We start from the raw sequence: 25,360 nt of genomic DNA, 5'->3' as shown, positions 1-25,360 counted from the left end.
TCGCTGTCACTCAATGACCGTAACTGACAACTTAATGATCAAAATGCGCAGCGCCCCTTGGCAACCAACGCCATGGGCCCTACCCTAGTCGCCACACCCTGTACCCGGCTGTTGTTGGTTTTCATGCGCAAACTTTTGTACCTGTTTTTTTCCATGGCCATTGTCGCCGCCCTGACCACCTACGCCATGTGGGCGGCGGACCGGCCCCTGGGCCATTACCTGTCGGACTTGCGCATCAAACTGGCGGTTGACCAAGGCACGCCGCGTGATCGTGGCAATCTGCTGGGCATTCAGCCGGAACTGTTCCCTACCGATTACCAGAGCCCCGAGCGCCTGCATCGCAAACTCGCGGCCTATTTGCAGCAAGCGCAGGATCAGGGCTTGTTGAATGACAAGACCGTGGTGGTGTTGCCAGAGCACGTCGGCACCTGGCTGATGATCAGCGGCGAGAAAGACGAGCTGTATCAGGCCCCGACCGTCGCCGAAGCGATGAACTGGCTGGCGGCGAGCAATCCACTGCTGTTCGCCCGCGCCTGGCTCAGCGCCAAGGGCAACGACCGCCTGGATGACGCACACCTGCGCATGAAGTCCAGGTCGATGGCCAAGGATTACCAGGCCTTGTTCGGTGGTCTGGCCAAGGAATTCCATGTGACGCTGGTCGCAGGCTCCATCGTCTTGCCCGAGCCGAGCATTCGCGACGGCCAGCTCAAACCCGGCAGCGGCGCACTGTTCAACAGCAGCGTGGTGTTTGGTCGCGACGGTGTGCCGCTCGGCCAGCCGCAACGGCAGATGCATCCGGTCTTTGATCAGCGCGAGGTCATTCAGGCCAGTGAGCAGACGATCAACGTTGTCGACACCCCGGCCGGGCGTCTCGGCGTGCTGATCGGCAGCGACAGCTGGTATCCGGACAACTACCGCAAACTCGACGAACAAGGTGCGCAACTGGTTGCGGTGCCGGCACAGGTGTTCGGGCATGGCACATGGGACAAGCCGTGGCGTGGCTATAAGGGGTCGAGCACGCCGAGTTCAGTCAGCCTCAAACCCGGCGAGGTCAGTGAAGGTCAGGCATGGCATCGCCTGACCCTCATCGCGCAACCGCCGAGCAGCCGCGCCATTGCCGGTATGAGTGTGTTTCTGCGCGGGCAGTTCTGGGACATATCGAGCTCGGGCCAAAGTTTCCTCAGCAGCAACGGTCAGCAGTTCACCGATGGCGAAGCCCGTGGCGCCCGTTTGCTGAATATCTGGTTGTAAACGATGAAGCCGCTACCGATGCGCCTTGGGGATCTGTCGGTGGGTTTCGTTCATAGCCTCGCCGATGCTGTGCGCAGTCATGGCGCCGATCCCCAACCGCTGCTTGAGCAATACGGTCTGGACGCCGCTCGTATGGCCGAGGCCGGGGCACGGCTATCGATTCCGCGTTATATGCGTTTGGGCCATAGCGCGATTCAACTGACGGACGATCCGGCATTGGGCCTGCGCATGGGCCAGCTCAGTCGCCTGAGCCAGGCGGGATTGGCCGGTGTGACCGCCGCGCAGGCGCCGACCGTACGTGAAGCGGCCCGTTGCCTGATTCGCTTCGAGCCGTTGTACGGCTCCAACTATCGTGGCCAGTCGAGTTTCCACGAAGACGCCAACGGTGCGTGGTTGCGCTTCTATTCGATCAGCCCGTACAACGCCTACAACCGCTTTGTGGTGGATTCGATCATCGCCGGCTGGCTGCAGCAGTTATCCAGCGTCTGCCGCGAACCGCTGCGAGCCGAGCGCATCGAGATCGAATTCGACGAACCGGATTATCGCGATGCCTATGCAACCCTGGGAGATAGCCCGATTCAGTTCGGCGCCGAACGCAACCAATTGCGCCTGAGCCTGAGCAGCCTCGCCCAGCGCAACCCCGAGCACTGCCCAAGCACCTGGCGGCACTTGCTGCAACTGTGTGAACGGGAACTGGAACAACTGACCCGCACCCGCAGCCTGCGCGAACGCATCACGCAATTGCTCGGGCCGTTGCTCAATGGTGGGCGGGAACCGGATCTGGAGGAAGTGGCCGCGCGCCTGAAGCTGCCGACCTGGACCTTGCGACGCAAACTGGCCGAGGAAGGCACGCAGTTTCGCGCGATCCTCAATGACACTCGCCGTGATCTGGCGATGACCTACATCCGCGACACCGAACTGGCGTTCGGCGAGATCGCTTACCTGCTGGGATTTGCTTCAGCCGAAGCATTCCAGCGAGCATTCAAGCGCTGGAGCGGCCAGACGCCTGGCGAATTCCGCCGCAGTCATCGCAAAACAGCGTGAAGCTGCGAGTTACAAGCGGCTAGCTGCAAGCCAAAGATCAAAGCTCGGTGGCATCTTCCGCAGGCTCTGGCGGATCCAGCTCAAAGGCCTGGTATTCGAGCAGTTCTTCTTGATAGTCGTCCATCGTGTAATCCCCTACTGCTCTCTTTGTTTGTGTCCCGAGCATATCGTGCCCGTATGAAGGAAAAGTGAAACGTGCCCTTCATGGATAAAACGTAGCAGGCGGTCAGGAATTTATCGCGGGATTTTTGTCAGGGGAATGTAACGAGATTTGCCTTTATAGGAGCTGCCGCAGGCTGCGATCTTTTGATCTTGCTTGAGATCAGGATCAAAAAGATCGCAGCCTTTGGCAGCTCCAGGTTCAAGCCGGGATTAGTGACCGGGCAACGCCGGGATCGGCTCGGACGGTGGTGGGATGTCCGTCGGATTGGCCGGTGGCGTGATGGTTTCGGTGGTCGGTGCAGGTTCTGCGCTGGGTGCCGGGGTGATCGGCGCAGCTTCCACTGGCGGCGGAACCGGCTCCGAACTTACCGGGGCGGTCTCGGCGGGCGCTGGTGCGGTCACAGCCGGGCTTGCCGGTGCGGGAGCAGGTTCTGCCGCTGGAGCCAGAGGCGTCGGAGCGACTTTCGGCTCAGGTACACCCAGGTCGGTCTTCGGCTTCTCTTCGATGTGTGCCGCTTTCTTCGTCTCTGCCGGCAGGAACTGCTCGACCAAGGTAAAGAAGCGCTCGTAGAACTTCTGCGCCGTCACCGTTTCGCTGGCGACCTTGACCATCGAATCGTCCGAGGAGCCGATCGGCATCGACACCGAGCCCAATACACCAACGCCGAGACTGGCGGAATTGTTGGTTTTCTTCAGTGCGTAGCGATCCTGCAGGGCGTTGGCGAACACCGTGGCGTGGTGCTTACCGCTGGCGTCCTCGGCACAGACCACGTTGAAACTGATTTCCAGGTGAGTTTCGCCGGTCTGCTGAAAGCTCTTGTGCCCGCTGACCAGTTTCGGATCACTGCTGGTGATGATGTAGCCTTGGCTGAGCAACGCCCGTCGTGCCGCTTCGCAACTGGCGGTGTCGGTCACCGGATAATTGCGCGAGAACGTACCGGAGTCATCGAAGTTTTCATGCTCATACATCGGCTTGTCTTTCGAACAGCCGGCAACAGCGGTCAACAACAGCGCCAACCCGACAACACGCATGGGAGTGGAAATCAACATTGAACATCCTGAGGGAAAACAGTCCGGGGCGTATTGTGCAACAGAACGTGACCCCGCGGCGTATGGATTAGTGTCTTAAAACGGTTACAACTCTATCGACCTTCTGCGTCGGGAAAAAGTCGCATTGATAAATGATCGATGAAAACCCGCAATTTGGCGGTGGCATGTCGACTCGACGGCCACAACACCCAAAACTGCCCGGTGTGCTCCAGATACGACTCCAACACCCGCTGCAAGCGTCCCTGCGTGACCGCTTCATGGGTCATGAAGTCCGGCAGGCAGGCAATGCCCATACCGGCCAATGTCGCGTGGGCAACGGCCTCAATGGAAGTGCTGACCATCCGCGCCGGCAATATAGGCTCTGCCGCAAAGGGTTCTCTACGCAAGGGCCACGTTTCCAGTTTGCCGGTGGCGTGGAAGGTGTGACGTAAACACGCGTGAGCTGCCAGATCGGCGGGGGTTTGTGGTACGCCGCGTTGCTGCAAATAAGCCGGACTGGCCACCAACACCATATGAAACTCGCCCAACGGTCGTGCCATCAGCCGCGAATCCCGTGGTTGGCCGGTGCGGATGACGGCATCAAAACCCTCCTCCACCACGTCGACCATGCGATCAGTCAGGTCCAGATCCAGCTCAATCTGCGGATACCGCGTCATGAATTCATTCATGACCGGCATCACCAACCCATGCACCTGCGGCAGGCTGATCCGCAACTTGCCATGAGGCTGCGCAGCGGCATCGCACAGTTCGAATTCCGCTGCCTCGACCTCCGCGAGGATCTTGCGGCAACGCTCGAGAAACAGCGCACCTTCACTGGTCAGGGTGATGCTGCGCGTGGTGCGATGAAACAGCCGCACGCCCAGCCGCGCCTCAAGTCGCGCAATGCTTTTACCCACCGCTGAGGACGACACCCCTTGCAACCTGCCGGCCTCGGTGAAACTGCGCGTTTCGGCAACCTGAACAAACACCGAAATACTGCCCAGGCTATCCATACCAACTTTCCATTGAAGACATTCGTGTCCGATATGTTCGGAACCATAACCCGTTTTTCGCCAATGCGCAGCGCTCTACCCTGTGTCCCTCGTCAACTCTGCACAGGGATGCTGGCTCATGACCGACACACCACTCACCTGCACCACGCTCGATAATCCACCCGCAACTGAACGCTTACCCCTCGTCGCGTTACTGGCACTGGCAACCGCCGGCTTCATAACGGTGATGACCGAAGCCATGCCGGCCGGCCTGTTGCCACAGATGAGCAGCGGCCTGAATGTCTCTCAAGCGCTGATCGGGCAACTGGTCACCCTCTACGCCATCGGCTCGATCGTCGCCGCCATTCCGCTGACCATCGCCACTCGCAGCTGGCGCCGCCGACCACTGCTGTTGTCCGCCATCGGTGGCTTTGCCATCGCCAACAGCATTACCGCCGTGTCGGAACTGTACTGGTTGACCCTGACTGCACGGTTCATCGCCGGCGTATTTGCCGGCCTGCTCTGGGCCTTGCTCGCCGGCTACGCGAGCCGAATGGTCGCCCCGCACCTGCAAGGCCGCGCAATCACCGTGGCCATGCTTGGCGCACCGCTTGCGCTGTCACTCGGAATTCCCGCCGGCACCCTGCTCGGCACCCTGATTGGCTGGCGCCTGAGCTTCGCCATCATGAGTGCATTGACCGTGCTGCTGGTGATCTGGGTACGTTGGCAAGTGCCAGACTTCCCGGGCGAGCGAGCCGGCAAACAGCTGCCGCTGCGTCAGGTGTTTACCCTGCCCGGCGTACGATCGGTGCTGTTCGTAACCCTGTCCTACGTGGTCGCACACAATCTTCTGTACACCTACATCGCACCGTTCCTGCAACCATCGGGGTTGGGTGGGGAAATTGACCGGGTGTTACTGGTGTTCGGCGTGGCATCCGTGCTGAGCCTGTGGATCGTCGGCAGCCTGATCGACCGCTGGCTGCGCGAACTGGTACTGATCAGCGCAATACTCTTCATGGTTGCAGCCATTGCCCTGGGCATCTGGCGCGAATCGCCAAGCGTGGTCTACATCGCCACAGCCGTGTGGGGACTGGCATTCGGCGCCATGCCCTCGCTGCTGCAAACAGCATCCGCGAAGACCGCGAAAGACGCCGCCGACACTGCACAGTCAATGCTGGTCACACTCTGGAATGTCGGCATTGCCGGAGGTGGACTGGCAGGAGGCCTGCTGCTGGACAGCGTTGGGGTCGGGCACTTTCCATGGATAGTTGCGGCGCTGCTGCTCACGACCTTATATGCGGCTATCAATGCCCGACACCATGGATTTCCACGAGCGGGATAATCCTAATTGGTGCAATACCTCTCAATACCTGACCGGATATCACCCGGCGATGGCGAGATGCCCTATGTAGGAGCTGCCGCAGGCTGCGATCTTTTGACCTTCACAACGTCAAAGTCAAAAGATCGCAGCCTGCGGCAACTCCTACAGGGAATGGGTACACCTGCCAGAGCTTGGTTGGCTGTAAGGCCGCCATCGCTGGCAAGCCAGCTCCCACAGGGGTCGAGTACAACCGGCAGAAACAGGTCGGCTGCCAAGCCGCCATCGCTACCACAAAAAAAAGAGTTCACCCCAAAACGCGGCGCATGCCGCCCCACTCAACACAATGAGCGTTAGCTCGAGTACCGCTCTTGATCTAGAAGGCCCGTCGGCAGGCTGAGTGGAGGGATTGATCCGGGGGTGGGAGCGCAGCGACCGTTCGACGAAGTCGAATGCATCGAGAGGAGGTGCAGCGCAGCAAACCGGAGGCGATGCGCCCGGATCAATCCCGGAGCGAAGGAACCCGAGCCCCAGCGAGGGCCGAACGTCAGGGTATAGCCTTTTCGGTTACCTTTTCGGCGTTTGGAAAAGGTGACTCGCCGTCAGGGCGAAACCCTAAGAAGCCGTTACCGCAGCAACGGATCCACCAACAATCAACCGCCTCAATAAAAAAAGCCCCGACCAATCGGCCAGGGCTCCCTTATCAAACCTCAGTCAAACATCAGAACTTCTTGATGTCAGCCTGACTCTCCAACTGCTTACGATACGCCGCAAAGTCCTGCTGACCTTCACGCGACGCCAGGAAGCGACGGTACTGAGCCTTCTCTTCATCAGTCGGCGCAGCCGCTTCGTTGACGCCATTCAGGCGCACGATCATCAGGCTGCCATCCGGCAGAGTCACACTGCTGAACGTCGGCTTGTCCTTGGCAGCCGGCTTCGGCATGCGGAACAGCGCTTGCAGTACCGCCGGATCAACCCCTTCCTGACCACGAGTGGCCGCTTCGGTGGCTTTCCAGTTCTGACCATCAACAGCCTTGTCCAGCGGGGCCTTGCCTTCACGCAGATCAGCGATCAGCTTCTCAGCCTTGGTCTTGGCAGCAGCGCTGGCGTGCTCTTTGGTCAGCTGGGTGCGAATCGCCGCACTTACGCTTTCCAGAGGCAGTTGCGCAGGCTTCAGATGCTCCTTGGAGCGAAGCACGATCACGGTTTCCGGATCCAGCTCGATGGCGGTGCTGTTGGCACCTTCATCAATCACTTCAGTGCTGAATGCGGCAGTGACCACGGCACGGTTCGCCGCAACACCTTCACCACCTTCACGGCCGAACGGCTTGGAGGTGTGCACGGTCAGCTTCAGATCCGCCGCTGGCTGAGCCAGGTCGGAAGCTTCGAACGCAGAGTCTTCCAGTTGCTTGGTCGCCTCGACGAAACGCTGCTCGACCTGCGCTGCTTTCAGCTCACGGGTCAGTTTGTCTTTCAGGCTGGCCAGGGTTGGCACTTCTGGAGCTTCAACACCCAGCAGCTTGATCAGGTGATAACCGAAGTCGGTGCGCACCGGCTCGGACACCTGGTCTTTAGCCAGCGAGTAAAGGGCTTTTTCGAAAGCTGGATCGTAAACACCAGGGCCTGCGTAACCCAGATCACCACCATTGTTGGCCGAACCCGGATCCTGCGAGAACTCTTTGGCCAGCGCTTCGAATTTCTCGCCCTTGGCCAGACGCGCCTGGACTTCTTCGATCTTCGCCTTGGCCTGCGCTTCGGTGGTCTTGTCGTTCACTTCGATCAGAATGTGCGCGGCACGACGCTGTTCCGACAGATTGGCGATCTCTTTCTGATACGCCGCTTGCAGGTCTTCGTCTTTCACGGTGACCTGATCGAAGAACGAAGCCTTTTTCAGCTCCAGGTAATCGATGACCACTTGATCCGGGGTCATGAATTCCTTGGCGTGCTCGTCGTAGTAAGCCTTGACCTCATCGTCGGTCAGCTTCACCGCGGCTGGATCGGCCTTGATGTTCAGCGTCGCGAAATCGCGGGTCTGTTTTTCCAGACGGGCGAATGCCAGCACCTCAGCATCGGTGACAAAACCGCTGCCCGCCACACCGGCGCGCAGTTGGCCGATCAGCATTTCCTGAGCCAGCATCTGGCGGAACTGCATACGGCTGTAGCCCAGCTGACGAATCACCTGGTCGAAACGGTCAGAGCTGAACTTGCCATCCACCTGGAACTCAGGCGTCTGCAGGATCACCTGATCAAGCGCGGCTTCGGAGAAAGCGAATTTCGATTGTTCGGCGCCTTGCAGCAGCAACTTGCGATCGATCAGGCCCTTGAGCGCCGATTCGCGAAGCATTTTTTCGTCGAGCAAAGAAGCATCGAAGTCCTTGCCCAGCTGTTGCATCAACTGACGGCGTTGCATATCAACGGCCTGGCTCAGTTCGTTCTGGCTGATTTCTTCACCGTTGACCTTGGCCGCTTCGTTAGAGTGCGTCGTGGCCTTGAAAATGGCGTCGAAACCGGTCAGAGCCATCAGTGCAACGATGACCCCGATAATGGTCTTGGCAATCCAGCCTTGTGAATTGTCCCTGATATTCTGCAGCATGCGTCCCCCAGAAACGGTTGAACTTCAAAAATTAGGCAACCGTGGAGCGTGGGTAGAATCCGGATAGAAGAAAGGCGCATCCGAGGATGCGCCTTCTCGTAACTGGCGGAGCGGACAGGGCTCGAACCCTCGATCCCGGCGTTACAGGAAGCTGTTTCAGCGACCTGCTCTACCGCTCCGCTGCCAAGTCAGGCATGACCCGACCCGGATGGGTAAAAACCTGAAACTTAGTTAACCGCTTCTTTCAGTGCTTTACCGGCTTTGAAACCTGGCTTCTTGGCAGCAGCGATTTCCAGTGTCTTGCCGGTCTGCGGGTTGCGACCAACGCGAGCTGGACGATCAGTTACGGAGAAAGTACCGAAACCAACCAGGACAACAGAGTCGCCAGCCTTGAGAGCGCCAGTGACGGATTCGATTACAGCGTCCAGCGCACGGCCAGCAGCAGCTTTCGGGATATCAGCGGATGCAGCGATAGCATCAATCAGTTCCGACTTGTTCACTCTAAGTCCCCTTATATCTATTTTGAGATGATTCTAAGTTTTTTGGTGAAAGCAAAAACGAGTGCTGAATGGCCTACAGACACTTAAGAGCCGCTTTATAACAAGGGCTCTAAAAAGCTGTCAAGGAAGCCACCCAGGCAAAAACGTATTAATGCGTGCTAATTCTTTCCTTAGAGTCAGACTCGCGTTTTTCATCCTTGGCAACTATCTCCGGAGCCACATCCGGCAAGGGCTCCGGCGCGTATTGCAGCGCAATTTGCAGGACCTCGTCAATCCATTTAACCGGTTTAATCTGCAGATCCTGCTTGATATTGTCAGGAATCTCCTTCAGATCGCGCACGTTCTCTTCCGGAATGATCACAATCTTGATTCCACCACGGTGGGCCGCCAGCAGTTTTTCTTTCAAACCACCAATCGCCAGCACCTGACCACGCAGCGTGATTTCACCCGTCATGGCAACATCGGCGCGCACCGGGATACCGGTCAATGCCGACACCAGCGCCGTGCACATGCCCACACCGGCGCTCGGGCCGTCTTTCGGCGTCGCCCCTTCCGGCATGTGGATGTGAGTGTCGCGCTTCTCGTGGAAGTCCACGGGAATGCCCAGGCTCTTGGCACGACTGCGGACAACGGTCAGCGCCGCAGTGATCGATTCGACCATCACATCGCCCAGTGAACCGGTTTTGATCAGCTGACCTTTACCCGGCACCACAGCGGCTTCGATGGTCAGCAATTCGCCACCCACCTGAGTCCAGGCAAGGCCGGTCACCTGACCGATCTGATCCTGTTGCTCAGCCAGACCGTAGCGGAATTTACGCACACCGAGGAAATGCTCCAGCAAGTCAGCTGTCACTTTTACCGAGAAGCGTTTTTCCAGCGCGTGCTCTTTCACAGCCTTGCGGCAGACCTTGGCGATCTGACGTTCGAGGCCACGCACACCTGCTTCGCGGGTGTAGTAACGAATGATGTCGCGGATTGCTTCTTCATCAAATTCGATTTCGCCCTTCTTCAGACCGTTGGCAGTGATCTGTTTTGGCGACAGGTATTTGACTGCGATGTTGATCTTCTCGTCTTCGGTGTAACCCGGCAGACGGATGACTTCCATGCGGTCGAGCAGCGCCGGCGGGATGTTCATCGAGTTCGAGGTGCACAGGAACATCACATCCGACAGGTCGTAATCGACCTCCAGATAGTGATCGTTGAAGTTGTGGTTTTGCTCGGGATCGAGCACCTCCAGCAACGCCGACGCCGGATCGCCACGCATGTCGCTGCCCATTTTGTCGATTTCATCGAGCAGGAAAAGCGGGTTGCGCACACCCACCTTTGTCATCTTTTGAATCAATCTTCCCGGCATCGAACCGATGTAAGTCCGGCGGTGGCCACGAATTTCCGCTTCATCACGTACGCCACCCAGGGCCATACGCACGAATTTACGGTTGGTGGCATGGGCAATCGATTCCGCCAGCGAGGTTTTACCCACGCCCGGAGGACCGACCAGGCACAACACCGGCCCACGGATTTTCTTCACGCGCTTTTGTACGGCGAGGTATTCAAGGATACGTTCCTTGACCTCTTCGAGACCGTAGTGATCGGCATCGAGAATGTCTTCTGCACGCGCGAGATCCAGGCGAACCTTGCTCTGCGCCTTCCACGGCACCTGCACCAGCCAGTCGATGTACGAGCGCACCACGGTGGCCTCAGCGGACATCGGCGACATTTGTTTGAGCTTGTTCAGTTCGGCATTGGCTTTGGTCAACGCGTCTTTCGGCAGACCGGCAGCGTCGATACGCTTTTTCAGGTCTTCGATTTCGTTGTGGCCTTCGTCGCTGTCGCCGAGTTCTTTCTGAATGGCCTTCATCTGCTCGTTCAGGTAGTACTCGCGCTGACTGCGCTCCATTTGCTTTTTGACGCGACCACGAATGCGTTTTTCGACTTGCAGCAGATCGATCTCGGCATCCAGCAACGCCAGAACGTGCTCGACCCGGGCCGACAAATCGATGATTTCGAGGATTTCCTGCTTCTGCTCGATCTTCAACGCCATATGCGCAGCCATGGTGTCGACCAGGCGGCCCGGCTCATCGATGCTGTTGAGCGAAGACAGGACTTCAGCCGGGACTTTTTTGCCCAGCTGTACATATTGTTCGAACTGCGACAGCAGCGTGCGCACGAATACTTCGGATTCGCGCTCGGCAGCGTCGACTTCTTCGATCAGCGAGACTTCGGCACGGCAGTGGCCGTCGACTTCGCTGAAGCGTTCGACAGTGCCGCGCTGCTCACCCTCGACCAGAACCTTCACGGTGCCGTCAGGCAGCTTGAGCAGCTGCAGAACAGTGGCGATGGTACCTACGCGATAGAGAGCATCTTCACCGGGATCATCGTCAGCCGGGTTTCTCTGGGCCAGCAGCAGGATCTGCTTGTCGCCCGTCATCGCTGCCTCGAGGGCTTCGATGGATTTCTCGCGCCCCACGAACAGCGGGATAACCATGTGCGGATAAACCACGACATCACGCAATGGCAGGAGAGGCAATTCGATGGTTGTCTTCATGATTTCGCCTCTACGGCGGCCATATGGCCGTAATCAGATGGAATTAAGCTTGAAACCAAGATGGGGGCTGCCTTGAAAAAAAACAAGCGCAAAGCGGATGTAAAAAACGACATAAAAAAAAAGAGGCCCGAAGGCCCCTTCTTTATTCCGGCAGAGTGAACGCTTATGCGTCCGGCGCTGCCTTGGCTGTCGGCTCACTGTTCTCGTAGATATACAGTGGCTTGGACTTGCCTTCGATCACACTCTCGTCGATCACGACTTTGCTCACCTCGGACTGCGAGGGGATTTCGTACATCGTGTCGAGCAGTACACCTTCGAGAATCGAGCGCAGGCCACGAGCACCGGTTTTACGTTCCAGGGCACGCTTGGCGACCGATTTCAGTGCGTCGGAACGGAATTCCAGATCCACACCTTCCATCTCGAACAGCTTGGCATACTGTTTGGTCAGAGCATTTTTCGGCTCGGTGAGGATCTGCATCAACGCAGCCTCATCCAGCTCGTCCAGCGTCGCGAGGACCGGCAGACGACCGACGAACTCAGGGATCAGACCGAACTTGACCAGATCGTCAGGCTCGACTTCACGCAGGGATTCACCGACTTTCTTGCCTTCTTCCTTGCTGCGCACTTCTGCGTTGAAACCGATGCCACCTTTGGTGGAACGGTTCTGGATGACCTTCTCGAGACCCGAGAACGCACCACCGCAGATGAACAGGATGTTACGGGTGTCGACCTGCAGGAATTCCTGCTGCGGATGCTTGCGGCCACCTTGCGGCGGTACGGAAGCGACCGTGCCTTCGATCAACTTGAGCAAGGCCTGCTGCACGCCTTCACCGGAAACATCACGGGTGATCGACGGGTTGTCGGACTTGCGGGAAATCTTGTCGATTTCGTCGATGTAGACAATACCCATCTGGGCCTTTTCCACGTCGTAATCGCACTTCTGCAGCAGCTTCTGAATGATGTTCTCGACATCTTCACCAACATAACCCGCCTCGGTGAGGGTGGTTGCGTCGGCGATGGTGAACGGAACGTTCAGCAAGCGAGCCAGCGTTTCCGCCAGCAGGGTTTTACCCGAGCCTGTCGGGCCGATCAGCAGGATGTTGCTCTTGCCGAGTTCGACGTCGTCAGCCTTTTTGTCACGCTGATTCAGGCGCTTGTAGTGGTTGTACACCGCTACGGCCAGAACCTTTTTCGCACGCTCCTGACCAATCACATACTGATCAAGGATGCCGCTGATTTCTTTAGGCGAAGGCAATTTATGCGCGCTGCTTTCGGCCTGAGCTTCCTGCACCTCCTCGCGGATGATGTCATTGCACAGGTCGACGCACTCGTCGCAGATAAAGACCGAGGGGCCGGCAATCAATTTGCGCACTTCATGCTGGCTTTTGCCACAGAAGGAGCAATAGAGCAGCTTGCCGTTGTCCTCGCCGTTGCGGGTGTCAGTCATTCGTTCGATCCAAATCCGATAGGCTTGCAACACAAGATGAAGGCTATTGCGGGCTTTTTCAAGCCCGCCGCTGATCAGACCAGCCGACCAAGCCTATTTTGAGCTGCTTATTTTAAGCTGGGCGCTGGTTGATCACTTCGTCGATCAAGCCGTATTCCTTCGCAGCTTCCGCACTCATGAAGTTGTCGCGGTTGGTATCGCGCTCGATTTCTTCCAGAGTGCGACCGCTGTGTTTGGCCATCAGCGTGTTCAGACGCTCGCGAATGAAGAGGATTTCCTTGGCATGGATTTCGATATCCGATGCCTGGCCCTGGAAACCGCCCAGAGGCTGGTGAATCATCACACGCGAGTTCGGCAGGCAGAAACGCTTGCCTGGAGCACCTGCGGTCAGCAGGAATGCGCCCATGCTGCAGGCCTGGCCGATGCAGGTGGTCGATACGTTGGGTTTGATGAATTGCATGGTGTCATAGATCGACATGCCTGCAGTCACCGAACCGCCCGGGGAGTTGATATAGAGATGGATGTCCTTGTCCGGGTTTTCCGCTTCAAGGAACAGCAGTTGCGCACAGATCAGGTTGGCCATGTAGTCCTCTACCGGACCAACCAGAAAGATCACTCGCTCCTTGAGCAGGCGCGAGTAGATGTCATAGGCGCGTTCGCCACGAGCAGATTGCTCGACAACCATCGGGACCAGACCGCCTGCGGCCTGGATATCAGAGTTCTGCTGAATATACGAATTACGGAACATGCTCTGCAGTCACTCCCAAATAGTTATGTCTTGAATACGCATAAGCCAGCTCGAGAGCTGGCTTATGTGTGCACTTCTTAACGCAAAAACAATCAGTCGGCTTTTGGAGCTTCTACCGGCTTGACTGCTTCTTCGTAAGAGACCGATTTGTCGGTCACGCTAGCTTTCTGCAGAACAGTATCCACAACTTGTTCTTCCAGCACAACCGAACGGACTTCGTTCAGTTGCTGGTCGTTCTTGTAGTACCAGGACACAACCTGCTCTGGCTCCTGATAAGCGGAAGCCATTTCCTGAATCATTTCACGAACGCGGGCTTCGTCAGGCTTGAGGTCGAACTGCTTGACCACTTCAGCCACGATCAGACCCAGCACTACACGGCGCTTGGCTTGCTCTTCGAACAGCTCGGCCGGCAGTTGATCAGGCTTGATGTTGCCACCGAACTGCTGAACAGCCTGCACGCGCAGACGGTCAACTTCGTTGGACAGCAGAGCCTTAGGCACTTCGATCGGGTTGGTGGCCAGCAGACCGTCCATTACCTGATTCTTGACCTTGGATTTGATCGCCTGACGCAGTTCACGCTCCATGTTCTTGCGAACTTCGGTGCGGAAACCGTCGATGCCGCTTTCCTTGATGCCGAATTGAGCGAAGAATTCTTCGTTCAGCTCAGGCAGTTTTGGCTCGGAAACGGTGTTTACAGTGACGGTGAACTCGGCAGTTTTGCCAGCCAGGTCCAGGTTCTGATAGTCCTCAGGGAAGGTCAGGTTCAGAACGCGCTCTTCGCCAGCCTTGGCGCCGACCAGACCTTCTTCGAAGCCCGGAATCATGCGGCCGGAACCCAGCACCAGCTGAGTACCCTTGGCGGAACCGCCAGCGAATACTTCGCCGTCAACCTTGCCAACGAAATCGATGTTCAGTTGATCTTCGTTCTGGGCAGCGCGATCAGCCACTTCAAAACGGGTGTTCTGCTTGCGCAGGATGTCGAGCATCTTGTCCAGATCAGCGTCAGCCACGTCAGCGCTCAGGCGCTCAACGGTGATGCCTTCGAAGCCGGCAACGGTGAACTCAGGGAACACTTCGAACACAGCAACGTATTCCAGATCCTTGCCAGCTTCGAGCGACTTTGGCTCGATCGAAGGCGAACCCGCCGGGTTCAGCTTTTGCTCAACCACTGCTTCGTAGAAGGAGGACTGGATAACATCGCCAACAGCTTCCTGACGAGCATCAGCACCGAAACGGCGCTTGATTTCGCTCATTGGCACTTTGCCTGGACGGAAGCCAGCAATCTTGGCCTTTTGGGCAGTCTGCTGCAGACGCTTGTTGACCTGGCTCTCAATGCGCTCAGCCGGCACGGTGACGCTCATGCGGCGCTCAAGAGCAGTAGTATTTTCAACAGAAACTTGCATGGATATTCCTCGTTGCACAGACGTTAGCCGGCCGTTTCCGACCCCAGAATCAAGGGCATGCATTCTAGTGGGTCAAACTCAAGAAGTCACCCTACTGAAAACGGGTAAAAAAACAGCAGGCAATTTATAGGGGGCGACGCAAAGATGCTTCGCGCCCCACAGGCGAATACAACCAATCACGCCAGGGCTCTGCACCAACCTCTTCTATATATAGAGGAGAAGGCCATTCATCCCTGACGACCGACCTTGCAAGCAAGCCCGGCGAGCAGCGCAGTATCATCGAGCAACAAAAATACGACGAAGCGCCCTGCTCCTGCGACTCGAAACCGGCATTCGCCAGGTCTCCAAACCGCTAAAACAAAAAAGGCGCCAGACTGTTAAATCTGGCGCCTTTCGAAATATGGGGTGGACGATGGGGATCGAACCCACGACAACGGGAGTCACAATCCCGTGCTCTACCAACTGAGCTACGCCCACCATATTGCGTAACAAAAAAGCCAAACAACTTCTTTGTTGAACCTCACCAGCCCGAAGACATGGATGAAGCTTTAATTGGTGCGGATGAAGAGACTCGAACTCTTACGCCTCGCGGCGCTGGAACCTAAATCCAGTGTGTCTACCAATTCCACCACATCCGCGGATGAAGCTTTTTAAAGCAAAGGCGCCAGACTGTTACATCTGGCGCCTTTCGAAATATGGGGTGGACGATGGGGATCGAACCCACGACAACGGGAGTCACAATCCCGTGCTCTACCAACTGAGCTACGCCCACCATATCGCGCTACTTGTGCCAATGCTGCCTAATGGCGCACCCGGCAGGACTCGAACCTGCGACCATCCGCTTAGAAGGCGGATGCTCTATCCAGCTGAGCTACGGGCGCCTTATTAATCTGTACTCTTAAAGGACTACAAACTAAGTGCTTTCCAGTGTTGCAGAACGTTGATTCCGCATCACCTTCTTAACCAGTGCTAGGCTGTGCCCGACAAGTGCGACGAATAGTATAGAGCGCTCCAAAGGTCGTCAAATCATTTTTGAAAAAAATTCATTTAATTAAAGGAGTTAGGGGAATTTGCTGACCAAGCGCCTTTGCCCTCACCGCTCGACATGCGAGAATGCGTTCTCTTTTTTTCCCCTCTCGATGGTTAATCACGCGCAATGACTGCACAACTAATCGACGGCAAATCGATCGCCGCCAGCCTGCGCCAGCAGATCGCCAAACGAGTTGCCGAGCGTCGCCAGCAAGGCCTGCGCACTCCCGGCCTCGCGGTGATCCTGGTCGGCAGCGATCCTGCCTCTCAGGTTTATGTCTCGCACAAGCGTAAAGACTGTGAAGAGGTCGGCTTCCTCTCTCAAGCCTACGACCTGCCCTCTGAAACCACTCAGCAGGCGCTGACCGATCTGATCGATCGTCTCAATGACGACCCGGCGATCGACGGCATCCTGCTTCAGCTGCCACTGCCCGAGCACCTGGACGCCTCCAAACTGCTGGAGCGCATCCGCCCGGACAAAGACGTCGACGGCTTCCATCCTTATAACGTCGGTCGCCTGGCCCAGCGCATTCCGCTGCTACGCCCGTGCACGCCTAAAGGCATCATGACCTTGCTGGAAAGCACTGGCGCTGATCTATATGGCATGGACGCAGTCGTCGTCGGCGCTTCCAACATCGTCGGTCGCCCGATGGCGATGGAACTGTTGCTGGCCGGTTGCACCGTGACCGTGACCCACCGTTTCACCAAGGATCTGGCCGGCCACGTCGGCCGTGCTGACCTGGTGGTTGTGGCCGCCGGCAAGCCGGGCCTGGTCAAGGGCGAGTGGATCAAGGAAGGCGCAATCGTCATCGACGTCGGCATCAACCGTCAGGACGACGGCAAATTGGTCGGTGACGTTGTCTACGAAACCGCTCTGCCTCGCGCCGGCTGGATCACTCCGGTCCCGGGCGGCGTCGGTCCGATGACCCGCGCCTGCCTGCTGGAAAATACCCTTTATGCGGCGGAAACCCTGCACGCTTAAGACGTATTTTCAGCTGCACAAGAACCCCGCCTCGTGCGGGGTTTTTTGTTCATGAGAAAAAACACTAACCGTTCGCCGGAAACCACTCTTTTTTCAGGCCTTTTCACGAGATTTTCAGGTCACCCAAACAACCATCGACAGTTCTTCAGCCATACTCCTAAAATGCGCCGGTTTTAAGAAATAACCCGTTACAAACTAACGGAATATCCAACCTTTATGAGTTCGCCCGCGTGAAAATTCGTCTTTCGATTCTGAGCCTGTTTTTTGCTTTTACAGGCACATTCATCACGCCAACGATCAACGCTGCGGAAACCACCGCTGCCCCACGTGACGCTTCGACACTGAAGATCGCTTCCGGCAGCGCCCTGCTCATGGATATGCAGACCAATAAAGTCATCTATTCCAGCAACCCTGACGTGATCGTACCGATCGCCTCCGTCAGCAAGCTGATGACTGGACTGGTAGTGGTTGAAGCCCGACAGAACATGGACGAATGGATCGATGTCGACATCAGCCACACGCCGGAAATGAAGGGCGTGTTCTCCCGAGTCAAACTGAAGAGTGAGCTGCCGCGCCGCGAGATGCTGCTGATTGCCCTGATGTCCTCGGAAAACCGCGCGGCCGCCAGCCTTGCGCATCACTATCCGGGTGGATATGTCGCCTTTATCGCGGCGATGAACGCCAAGGCCAAGGCATTGGGCATGACCAACACCCACTACGTCGAGCCGACCGGTCTGTCGGAGCGCAACGTTTCCACTGCCCGCGATCTGAGCAAGTTGCTGGTGGCCGCGAGCAAATATCCGATCCTCAGTGAACTCACCACCACCAAGGAAAAAACCGTTTCTTTCCGCAAACCCAATTACACCCTGGGCTTTCGCAATACAGATCACCTGGTCAATAAAGCCGACTGGGACATCAAGATCACCAAAACCGGCTTCACCAATCCCGCCGGGCATTGCCTGGTATTGGTGACGAAGATGGGCAACCGCCCGGTGGCCCTGGTGATTCTCGACGCGTTTGGCAAGTACACCCATTTTGCCGATGCCAGTCGCATTCGCAGCTGGATGGAAACCGGCAAGAGCGCCAGTGTTCCGGCGGTAGCTCAGCAATACAAAGCCGAGAAAAACCTCAAGGCACGCCAGAGCGGCGTGGTTGAAGCATCCAAGTAAGCCGTCACACAAGGAAAAGCCCCGAATTTTCGGGGCTTTTTTTCATCCGTGAATCAGTCGTTTGGCAGTGGCATCTGGTCGTCATCGGGGATGCCATCGCCCTTGCTCGGATCTGGCGTCATTATATTGGGGTGTGCCAGCGGATCTCGCAGAGGACTGTCCGGATCCAACACTGGATCAACGCCCTCTTCCGGCGTGGTCGGCACACTGTCGGGCTTTTGGTCATCAAAGCTTGAATCGGTACTCATACGCACCTCACATCAAGGTTTCAGATCGGCTAGCGGATCATACGACTTGCCCGGTTTTTTCTCGTCTTCACCGGGTTTCACATCTTTTGGGGCTTTGGCGGGGCCAATGGGATCGACTTGCGGATCAGCGACATCCGGCGAATCCGGGTCAAATCCCAAGTCATCGCCAGAGGAATGCTCGGAAGAATGCGGGCCTTGCGGGGATGGGGAATCTGTCATGTCGCCTCCTGATTCAGCCGCGAAAACCGGCCATATTCATTTGAGGCTTGCCGGACGCAGTCGTGCCCGGCAAATGACGAACGGAACGTCAGTGCGCAGCCAGCGCCTTCTTCGCCTGTGCCGCTTCGTTTTCCTGACCGGCCTGAGCCAGTTCATCAGCGGCCTTCAACCAGCGCTGCCGGTCAACATTTGCTGGAATCTGAGAAGGTTTCTGAATCAATATGGCCCAGCCACCCGACTTTTCGAATGCCGACTCGAAAGCGCTGAAGCTCATCAGTTCGCGGCGGTTCATGCCGGCGCGCAGCAGCACTTTCTGCTTGTTACGGTCATAGCCGGACAGGATCGCGTAACGCGGTTCAGCCCAGAATGCCGAACCTTCGCTGAACCGCACCATCACCGGATAACCCGCGGCAACCTGCGTCAGCAAAGCCGGGAGATTCTTGTCCAGCGGATACACGACCATGCCGTATTCGCGAGCGAGGTTCTGCAGATTCTGTTGCAACTTGTCTTCAGCACCTGGCAAGTGCAGCGGTTTTTCCAACAACCCCGGAGTGATCACGATGCCTTGCTGCGACAACAGGCTGGCCAACACTTGCGGCGCGCTCTGGTTGGCTTCGCCCCGATAGAACGTGCCACTGAGCTCGACCCGCTCAGGCAGACGCTTGACCTCTGGCGCCACACTGCCCGCACAACCGGCCAACACGAACGCGCAACCAGCCAGCAGCAGCGCCGCACGAATTCGAGAAAATACCTGGACCATCGTCACTCTCTATTCAGACGCCGGTCATCGTGTTCCGGCAACGCCAGCGATCATAGGGCCGCGAACGGCTGCGGTATAGCTCTAAACCGCAGACGCATCGGTTGCATAGAGCGAACTGATTGGTCACCACCGACCTTTGGTCAATAGCCTGAAACACGGCATTGGCTAGACTGTCATTGAAATAGAGCGAATTGAAAAAGCGTGCGCCCGATGCAGGGCAAAGAGGAGGCACCGATGAGCCTGACCATGACCATCGTAATGTTGATTGCCGGCTGGCTGGCGGTTGCCGCCGCCATGCTGTGGGGGGTGTTGCGGGTTGCGCGGCGTCATCACCATCCCGCTCAGCCTGCGCCTGCTGAAAAGACTTCAAAGCACCGCGTACGTCACGCCACTGCGCATTGATTTTTGGTAACTGCATCTGAAGTAGCAGCTCCTACAATAAGCACACAAAAAAAGGCCGCCTGAACTTGGCAGTTCAGGCGGCCTTTTGGCTTTTCAGCGTTTACGCCTGCTCAGCCACTTTCTTCTGCCGAGCCCGGCGCGACATCATGTTCAACACCTCAATCGCCGCCGAGAACGCCATCGCGGCATACACATAACCTTTCGGTACGTGGGCGCCGAAGCCTTCGGCGATCAGCGTCATGCCGATCATGATCAAGAAGCCCAAGGCCAGCATCACCACCGTCGGGTTGTCGTTGATGAACTTGGCCAGCGGGTCAGCCGCCAGCAACATCACCAGCACCGAGACCACCACCGCGATAATCATGATCGGCAAGTGTTCGGTCATGCCGACCGCGGTAATGATGCTGTCGATCGAGAACACCATGTCGAGCATCAGGATCTGGCCAATAGCGGCGGCAAAGCCCAGGGTCACGGTCGAAGTAGCCGACTTCGGATCTTCCGGCGCCAGGTCCATGCTGTGATGGATTTCCGTCGTCGCCTTCCACACCAGGAACAGACCACCGGCGATCAGGATCATGTCCTTCCAGGAGAACGCCTGGCCGAGAATCTCGATAACCGGTGCGGTCAACTGCACGATGAAGGCGATGGTGCTCAACAGCGCCAGGCGCAGGATCAACGCCATGCCGATACCGATGCGGCGAGCCTTCTGGCGATGCTGCTCGGGCAGCTTGTTGGTCAGGATCGAGATAAAGATCAGGTTATCGATGCCAAGCACGATCTCCATCACCACCAATGTGGCCAAAGCAACCCAGGCGGTGGGGCTGGCGGCGAGTTCTAACAGATATTCCATGGGTCAGTCCTGACTCTGTGTAAGACGAATTAGATGGTCTTGGAGGAAGATTCGGATTTTTCCGAGTCTTTTTCCGGGGTTTCTTTTTTCTCGATCAGCCCGCCAGTGGCATCGCTGAGCGCTTGCTCGGCAGCTTTGTGGGTATCGTCGATGGCCTGTTTGGCACTCTCGGCCGCCTTGCCCATCAACTGCTGAGCGCTTTTCTCGGCCTGATCGCAACCGGACAGAACCAGTAAAGACGTAAACAACAACGCAGGGAATGTGTATTTCATGGGGCTTCCTTCGAATGAATAGACAGGGTCACAGACCGGCCGTCGATGGCTGGGCATTCTAGAGAAGCGAACACTTCAGGAAAAATCGTATTTTTACCGTCTATACTTCGTTTTTTACGAACTCAAGCAACAGGGACGCGCCGATGCTCAATTATCGACAACTGCATTATTTCTGGGTGGTGGCCAAGACTGGCAGCATCGTGCGTGCGTGCGAGCAACTGAACCTGACACCGCAGACCATCAGCGGACAGATCTCCCTGCTCGAACAAACTTACGGCATCGATTTGTTTAAACGGGTGGGAAGGCAACTTGAACTCACCGAAGCCGGACGCCAGGCCCTGCCCTACGCCGAGCAGATGTTTCAGTTGGGCGGCGAGTTGGAGTTGATGCTGCGCGCCCAGCCCAACGAACAGCAGATCCTGTTCCGTGTCGGCGTGGCGGACGTGGTACCAAAATCCATCGTCTATCGCCTGATTGCACCAACGATGGAACTGAACGAGCCGCTGCGCATCACCTGCCGCGAGGACAAACTCGAACGCCTGCTGGCGGATCTGGCGATTCAGCGCCTCGATCTGGTGATCTCCGACAGCCCGATGCCGTCGCACCTCGACATCAAAGGCTACAGCCAGAAGCTCGGCGAGTGCGGGATCAGTTTCTTCGCCACCGCGGAACTGGCCGAGCGCTACGGGCAGGACTTTCCGCGCAGCCTGCACGGCGCGCCGCTGTTGATTCCCGGGGCGGAAACCGTGGTGCGCAGTCGTTTGCAGCGCTGGTTTGCCGAGCAGCAGATCCAGCCGCAAATCGTCGGCGAGTTCGATGACAGTGCCTTGATGCAGGCATTCGGCCAATCCGGCAGCGGGATTTTTATCGGCCCGAGCGTGATTGCCGATGAAGTGAAACGCCAGTACGGCGTGGAATTGATTGGCCAGACCGATGCCGTGACCGAGTCGTTTTACGCCATTTCGGTGGAGCGCAAGGTCAAGCACCCCGGCATCGTTGCGATTACCGAAGGTGCCCGACGCGAGCTGTTTACCGCGTTATGAGGCCTCTGCGCACATTTCGCGCGGCTTGAGCGTCATCAACACCATGGCGAGGAATACCGAGAGCAGAATAAATCCGGCAGCGGCGAACCCGAGGAAGCCCAGCCCGGCACTGTCGATGACCCGGCCACCGATCATTGCGCCCAGGCCGATGCCCAGATTGGCCCCGGCAATGTTCAGCGAGGCGGCGAAGGCTGGCGCTTCTGGCGCGGCTTTCATCAGGCGCACATGGCTGACCAGGAACAACGCCGCCTGGGTCACGCCCCAGATACCCATCGCCACCGCCAACCCCAACGGCGAATGAATGTTCGGCACCAGCGACACCATGCCCGCAATCATGAACGCACAGAACAATACCGACGCCCCCAGCGGATGCCGGTCCACGGCACGGCCGCCCAACGAGTTGCCGATCAAGCCGACCGCGCCGAAACCCATCAGGCACCAGCCGACCACCGTGCCGTTGAAACCGGCGAGGCGTTCAAGAATGTCCGCCAGGTAGGTGTAAGCGGTAAACATGCCGCTGAACACCAGAATCGACAGCACGATGTGGCCGATCATCAACGGGCTGCGCAGGATCTTGAACTGTGAGCGGAAGCTCACCTGATGCTGATGCAGATCGGTTTTGGGCAGGTAAACAAACAGCAACAGCGCCTTGGCAAACGCGATAACCGCGAGAATACCGAAAGCACTGCGCCAGCCGAACGCATCGGAAATCAGCGTGCCAACCGGAATACCGAACACCGTCGCGCAGACAATGCCGAAGCCGATCTTGGCAATCGCACGACCGGCGTAGTCAGGGCCGACGATGTCCACCGCCGTTTCACTGGCCAGTGCCCAGAACACCGGCAACCCCAGTGCCGGGATCAATCGGGCAATGGCCATCACCCAGATGTTCGGCGCCAGCGCGGCCACGGTATTGGCCAAACCGAACATGATCAGGATGGTGATGAACAGTTTGCGCCGCTCGAAGCGGGCGAAATATGCGGTCAAGAATGGGCCGAACATCGCCACGGTAAAAGCGAATAGAGTCACCAGCAGACCGGCCTGCGGGATCGTGACCTCAAGGTCTCGGGCAATCGCCGGCAGCAGGCCGACGATGACGAACTCTGTGGTCAGCACCGTGAAGCCGGCGGCAGACAACAGAAGAATGGGCAACAGCATGGGAAACTCCAGCAAAACGACGACACCAGCGTTGACCGAAAGGCCCGCTGGCAGAACTTGAAAATGAGGATGGAGAATATTAACAGAGTGTTTCCGGACTGACTTGCACAAACCTGTCTATCTTGTCTGTCGATCAGGTGGCAGATCGTCACATGCCTGAAGGATAAGGCCTACGCTGTGATAAAGTCCGCGCCCTGCAAAACGTACACCCTGTTCAACGGCCAGTTTAATGGCGTTGATGTCGCGTCACCCTTTGGGTTCGTGCCTGTGGCCTGCCGCTGTTTCGCCACCGGTTTTTGCGCAACCTAGCACCCTATAAAAAATCAGAGATGCCGTCATGACCGTTTCATCCCCTTCTCTATTGCAACGCTTGAAAAACCTCAGCCTGGTCACGCAGATCCTGATCGGCCTGATTGCCGGCATCGCGTTGGCGCTATTCGCCCCGGAAGCGGCGAAAGGTACGGCGTTCATCGGCAAAGTGTTTGTCTCGGCATTGAAAGCCGTGGCACCGATTCTGGTGTTCGTGCTGGTCATGGCTTCGATTGCCAACCACAAGCACGGGCAGGAAACCCACATTCGGCCGATTCTGTTTCTGTATTTGCTGGGCACGTTCGCTGCGGCGGTGGTGGCCGTGGTTGCCAGCATGGCGTTTCCGTCGCATCTGGTGCTGTCCACCGACAACGTTGCCGTCACGGCTCCGGGCGGTATCGGCGAAGTGCTGCAAAGCCTGCTGCTGAGCGTGGTCGATAACCCGGTCAGCGCGCTGATGAACGCCAACTTCATTGGCATTCTCGCTTGGGCGATCGGCATGGGCATCGCGATTCGCCACGCCGGCGACACCACCCGCGAAGTGCTGGGTGATCTGTCCAACGGCGTCACCGTGATCGTGCGCGTGGTCATTCGCTTTGCGCCACTGGGTATTTTTGGCCTGGTGGCCTCGACGCTGGCGACTTCCGGTTTCGGTGCGCTGATCGGTTACGCGCACCTGCTGGCCGTGCTGCTCGGCTGCATGCTGTTCGTGGCGCTGGTGATGAACCCGCTGATCGTGTTCTGGAAACTGCGTCGCAACCCGTACCCGCTGACCCTCAAGTGCCTGCGCGAAAGCGGTATCACCGCATTTTTCACCCGCAGTTCGGCGGCGAACATTCCGGTCAACCTGGAATTGAGCAAACGTCTGGGTCTGCATGAAGACACCTATTCGGTGTCGATTCCGCTCGGTGCGACCATTAACATGGCGGGCGCCGCGATCACTATCACCGTATTGACCCTGGCCGCCGTGCACACGTTGGGCATCGCCGTGGACATTCCGACGGCGATTCTGCTCAGCGTTGTTGCCGCAATCTGTGCCTGTGGCGCTTCGGGTGTAGCCGGTGGTTCGCTGCTGTTGATCCCGCTGGCGTGCAGCCTGTTCGGCATTCCGAGCGAGATTGCCATGCAGGTGGTGGCGGTCGGTTTCATCATCGGTGTGCTGCAGGACTCGGCGGAGACCGCGCTGAACTCGTCGACTGATGTGCTGTTCACCGCTGCGGCATGCCTGGGTGAAGAAGCGAAAGCTCAACGCACCGCATAACCGCTCCCACAATGGAAAATGAAAAGCCCGCCAAGGTGTGAACCTTGGCGGGCTTTTTCGTATCAGGACGGTTTAGAACGCGCCCATGTAATCGCGCTTGCCCACTTCAACACCGTTATGACGCAGCAGCGCGTAGGTGGTGGTGACGTGGAAGAAGAACTGCGGCAGGCCGTAGGTCAGCAGGTAAGCCTGGCCGCTGAAGCGCTTCTCTTTTGGTGTGCCTGGACGGGTGACGATTTCGATGCCTTCCTTGCCATTGATCTGCTCAGGCTTGATCTCGCCAATGTAGGCCAGAACCTTGGTAATCAGCGCTTGCAACTCGGCGAAGGTGGTTTCGGTGTCGTCGTACTTCGGCACTTCGACTTCAGCCAGACGCGAAGAAACGCCTTTGGCGAAGTCGACCGCGATCTGTACCTGACGCACCAGCGGGAACATGTCCGGGTACAGGCGCGCTTGCAGGAAGGCGTTCGGGTCGATGTTTTTCTCGGTGGCGTGGGCTTCAGCCTTTTTCAGGACATCGCTCAGGGCGTTGAGCATTTGTTGAAAAACCGGGACGGATGCGGCGTACAGGGAAATGGTCATGGCAGTCTCGTGTGGTGGCTGGGTGGAACGTGGTGGCGATTATA

23 protein-coding genes and 4 tRNA genes are annotated in these 25,360 nt (G+C 57.5%); 8 read left to right on the top strand and 19 right to left on the bottom strand.

The genetic code is table 11. The annotated features are described in order from the left end of the window. Positions 1 to 123 precede the first annotated feature (123 nt). Positions 124 to 1,251 carry a carbon-nitrogen hydrolase family protein gene (locus tag JFT86_RS17235; RefSeq protein ID WP_201237600.1) on the top strand — a complete coding sequence of 376 codons (1,128 nt, stop codon included), beginning with the start codon at positions 124 to 126 and terminating at the stop codon, positions 1,249 to 1,251. 3 nt (positions 1,252 to 1,254) lie between these two features. Further along, on the top strand, positions 1,255 to 2,295 hold the full coding sequence (locus JFT86_RS17230; RefSeq protein WP_201237599.1) for an AraC family transcriptional regulator: 1,041 nt from the start codon (positions 1,255 to 1,257) through the stop codon (positions 2,293 to 2,295). Positions 2,296 to 2,667: 372 nt separating this feature from the next. Here the strand turns inward: JFT86_RS17230 and JFT86_RS17225 are convergent, their stop codons facing one another. Together JFT86_RS17225 and JFT86_RS17220 are read right to left on the bottom strand one after the other, a co-directional pair. Continuing rightward, positions 2,668 to 3,507 (bottom strand): DUF2242 domain-containing protein, encoded by an 840-nt coding sequence (locus JFT86_RS17225; protein WP_201237598.1) that lies wholly within the window; start codon positions 3,505 to 3,507, stop codon positions 2,668 to 2,670. Between the two features lie 92 nt (positions 3,508 to 3,599). After that, positions 3,600 to 4,499 (bottom strand): LysR family transcriptional regulator, encoded by a 900-nt coding sequence (locus JFT86_RS17220; protein WP_201237597.1) that lies wholly within the window; start codon positions 4,497 to 4,499, stop codon positions 3,600 to 3,602. Positions 4,500 to 4,617: 118 nt separating this feature from the next. On the opposite strand from JFT86_RS17220, the gene JFT86_RS17215 reads away from it, so the two are divergent. After that, positions 4,618 to 5,820 (top strand): MFS transporter, encoded by a 1,203-nt coding sequence (locus tag JFT86_RS17215; protein ID WP_201237596.1) that lies wholly within the window; start codon positions 4,618 to 4,620, stop codon positions 5,818 to 5,820. A gap of 697 nt (positions 5,821 to 6,517) precedes the next feature. On the opposite strand, the gene JFT86_RS17210 is transcribed toward JFT86_RS17215, so the two are convergent. The 10 genes from JFT86_RS17210 to JFT86_RS17165 all read right to left on the bottom strand — a co-directional run bounded on the left by JFT86_RS17210 (position 6,518) and on the right by JFT86_RS17165 (position 15,913). Continuing rightward, the gene (locus JFT86_RS17210) at positions 6,518 to 8,389 is read right to left on the bottom strand and encodes a SurA N-terminal domain-containing protein (protein WP_201237595.1); all 1,872 of its coding nucleotides are present in this window, start codon (positions 8,387 to 8,389) and stop codon (positions 6,518 to 6,520) included. A 227-nt stretch (positions 8,390 to 8,616) separates the two neighbouring features. After that, complete coding sequence (locus tag JFT86_RS17205) at positions 8,617 to 8,889, bottom strand: HU family DNA-binding protein (protein WP_096822334.1); 273 nt, start codon at positions 8,887 to 8,889, stop codon at positions 8,617 to 8,619. Between the two features lie 148 nt (positions 8,890 to 9,037). Then, the gene (gene lon, locus JFT86_RS17200) at positions 9,038 to 11,434 is read right to left on the bottom strand and encodes an endopeptidase La (RefSeq protein ID WP_201237594.1); all 2,397 of its coding nucleotides are present in this window, start codon (positions 11,432 to 11,434) and stop codon (positions 9,038 to 9,040) included. Positions 11,435 to 11,597: 163 nt separating this feature from the next. Continuing rightward, the gene (clpX, locus tag JFT86_RS17195) at positions 11,598 to 12,881 is read right to left on the bottom strand and encodes an ATP-dependent Clp protease ATP-binding subunit ClpX (protein ID WP_016775335.1); all 1,284 of its coding nucleotides are present in this window, start codon (positions 12,879 to 12,881) and stop codon (positions 11,598 to 11,600) included. A gap of 112 nt (positions 12,882 to 12,993) precedes the next feature. Continuing rightward, positions 12,994 to 13,629, bottom strand: a complete 636-nt coding sequence (gene clpP / locus JFT86_RS17190) for an ATP-dependent Clp endopeptidase proteolytic subunit ClpP (protein WP_007951559.1) — start codon at positions 13,627 to 13,629, stop codon at positions 12,994 to 12,996. Positions 13,630 to 13,721: 92 nt separating this feature from the next. Beyond that, positions 13,722 to 15,032, bottom strand: coding sequence for a trigger factor (tig, locus tag JFT86_RS17185; RefSeq protein ID WP_064389227.1), 1,311 nt, complete (start codon positions 15,030 to 15,032; stop codon positions 13,722 to 13,724). Between the two features lie 401 nt (positions 15,033 to 15,433). Further along, positions 15,434 to 15,509 (bottom strand) — tRNA-His (locus tag JFT86_RS17180). A 76-nt stretch (positions 15,510 to 15,585) separates the two neighbouring features. Further along, a tRNA-Leu gene (locus JFT86_RS17175) sits at positions 15,586 to 15,670 on the bottom strand. Between the two features lie 58 nt (positions 15,671 to 15,728). After that, positions 15,729 to 15,804, bottom strand: a tRNA-His gene (locus tag JFT86_RS17170). Positions 15,805 to 15,836: 32 nt separating this feature from the next. Continuing rightward, positions 15,837 to 15,913: transfer RNA gene (locus JFT86_RS17165), tRNA-Arg, on the bottom strand. A 275-nt stretch (positions 15,914 to 16,188) separates the two neighbouring features. On the opposite strand from JFT86_RS17165, the gene folD reads away from it, so the two are divergent. Both folD and pbpG read left to right on the top strand, forming a co-directional pair. Next, a complete protein-coding gene (folD, locus tag JFT86_RS17160; protein ID WP_201237593.1) occupies positions 16,189 to 17,043 on the top strand; it encodes a bifunctional methylenetetrahydrofolate dehydrogenase/methenyltetrahydrofolate cyclohydrolase FolD in 855 nt (284 codons plus the stop codon). Between the two features lie 230 nt (positions 17,044 to 17,273). Then, positions 17,274 to 18,212, top strand: a complete 939-nt coding sequence (pbpG, locus tag JFT86_RS17155) for a D-alanyl-D-alanine endopeptidase (RefSeq protein ID WP_201237592.1) — start codon at positions 17,274 to 17,276, stop codon at positions 18,210 to 18,212. 53 nt (positions 18,213 to 18,265) lie between these two features. On the opposite strand, the gene JFT86_RS17150 is transcribed toward pbpG, so the two are convergent. The 3 genes from JFT86_RS17150 to JFT86_RS17140 all read right to left on the bottom strand — a co-directional run bounded on the left by JFT86_RS17150 (position 18,266) and on the right by JFT86_RS17140 (position 19,439). Beyond that, positions 18,266 to 18,460 (bottom strand): hypothetical protein, encoded by a 195-nt coding sequence (locus tag JFT86_RS17150; protein ID WP_201237591.1) that lies wholly within the window; start codon positions 18,458 to 18,460, stop codon positions 18,266 to 18,268. 12 nt (positions 18,461 to 18,472) lie between these two features. Then, positions 18,473 to 18,679, bottom strand: coding sequence for a DUF6021 family protein (locus JFT86_RS17145; protein ID WP_201237590.1), 207 nt, complete (start codon positions 18,677 to 18,679; stop codon positions 18,473 to 18,475). A gap of 88 nt (positions 18,680 to 18,767) precedes the next feature. Further along, on the bottom strand, positions 18,768 to 19,439 hold the full coding sequence (locus JFT86_RS17140; protein WP_201237589.1) for a peptidase C39 family protein: 672 nt from the start codon (positions 19,437 to 19,439) through the stop codon (positions 18,768 to 18,770). 234 nt (positions 19,440 to 19,673) lie between these two features. Between JFT86_RS17140 and JFT86_RS17135 the strand changes: the two genes are divergently transcribed. Beyond that, positions 19,674 to 19,841: a hypothetical protein gene (locus JFT86_RS17135; protein WP_201237588.1), complete on the top strand. Its 168-nt coding sequence runs from the start codon at positions 19,674 to 19,676 to the stop codon at positions 19,839 to 19,841. A gap of 100 nt (positions 19,842 to 19,941) precedes the next feature. Here the strand turns inward: JFT86_RS17135 and JFT86_RS17130 are convergent, their stop codons facing one another. Both JFT86_RS17130 and JFT86_RS17125 read right to left on the bottom strand, forming a co-directional pair. After that, positions 19,942 to 20,691, bottom strand: coding sequence for a TerC family protein (locus JFT86_RS17130; protein ID WP_201237587.1), 750 nt, complete (start codon positions 20,689 to 20,691; stop codon positions 19,942 to 19,944). A 29-nt stretch (positions 20,692 to 20,720) separates the two neighbouring features. Beyond that, entirely contained in the window at positions 20,721 to 20,963 is a 243-nt protein-coding gene (locus JFT86_RS17125; protein ID WP_201237586.1) for a hypothetical protein, read from the bottom strand. A 143-nt stretch (positions 20,964 to 21,106) separates the two neighbouring features. Between JFT86_RS17125 and nhaR the strand changes: the two genes are divergently transcribed. Further along, positions 21,107 to 22,006 carry a transcriptional activator NhaR gene (gene nhaR / locus JFT86_RS17120; protein ID WP_201237585.1) on the top strand — a complete coding sequence of 300 codons (900 nt, stop codon included), beginning with the start codon at positions 21,107 to 21,109 and terminating at the stop codon, positions 22,004 to 22,006. On the opposite strand, the gene JFT86_RS17115 is transcribed toward nhaR, so the two are convergent. Further along, positions 22,001 to 23,164 carry an MFS transporter gene (locus JFT86_RS17115; protein ID WP_201237584.1) on the bottom strand — a complete coding sequence of 388 codons (1,164 nt, stop codon included), beginning with the start codon at positions 23,162 to 23,164 and terminating at the stop codon, positions 22,001 to 22,003. The genes nhaR and JFT86_RS17115 overlap by 6 nt on opposite strands. A 337-nt stretch (positions 23,165 to 23,501) precedes the next feature. Here JFT86_RS17115 and sstT point away from each other — a divergent pair, with 337 nt between their 5' ends. Beyond that, positions 23,502 to 24,734: a serine/threonine transporter SstT gene (gene sstT, locus JFT86_RS17110; protein WP_201237583.1), complete on the top strand. Its 1,233-nt coding sequence runs from the start codon at positions 23,502 to 23,504 to the stop codon at positions 24,732 to 24,734. A gap of 72 nt (positions 24,735 to 24,806) precedes the next feature. Here the strand turns inward: sstT and JFT86_RS17105 are convergent, their stop codons facing one another. Further along, on the bottom strand, positions 24,807 to 25,316 hold the full coding sequence (locus JFT86_RS17105) for a DUF1993 domain-containing protein (protein WP_201237582.1): 510 nt from the start codon (positions 25,314 to 25,316) through the stop codon (positions 24,807 to 24,809). Positions 25,317 to 25,360 lie beyond the last annotated feature (44 nt).

It is taken from the genome of Pseudomonas sp. TH06, from assembly GCF_016651305.1.
In the GTDB taxonomy this organism is placed as follows: Bacteria; Pseudomonadota; Gammaproteobacteria; order Pseudomonadales; family Pseudomonadaceae; genus Aquipseudomonas.
The sequence above is the reverse complement of the archived record's forward strand: the minus strand, read 5'-3'. Positions and strand labels throughout refer to the sequence as shown.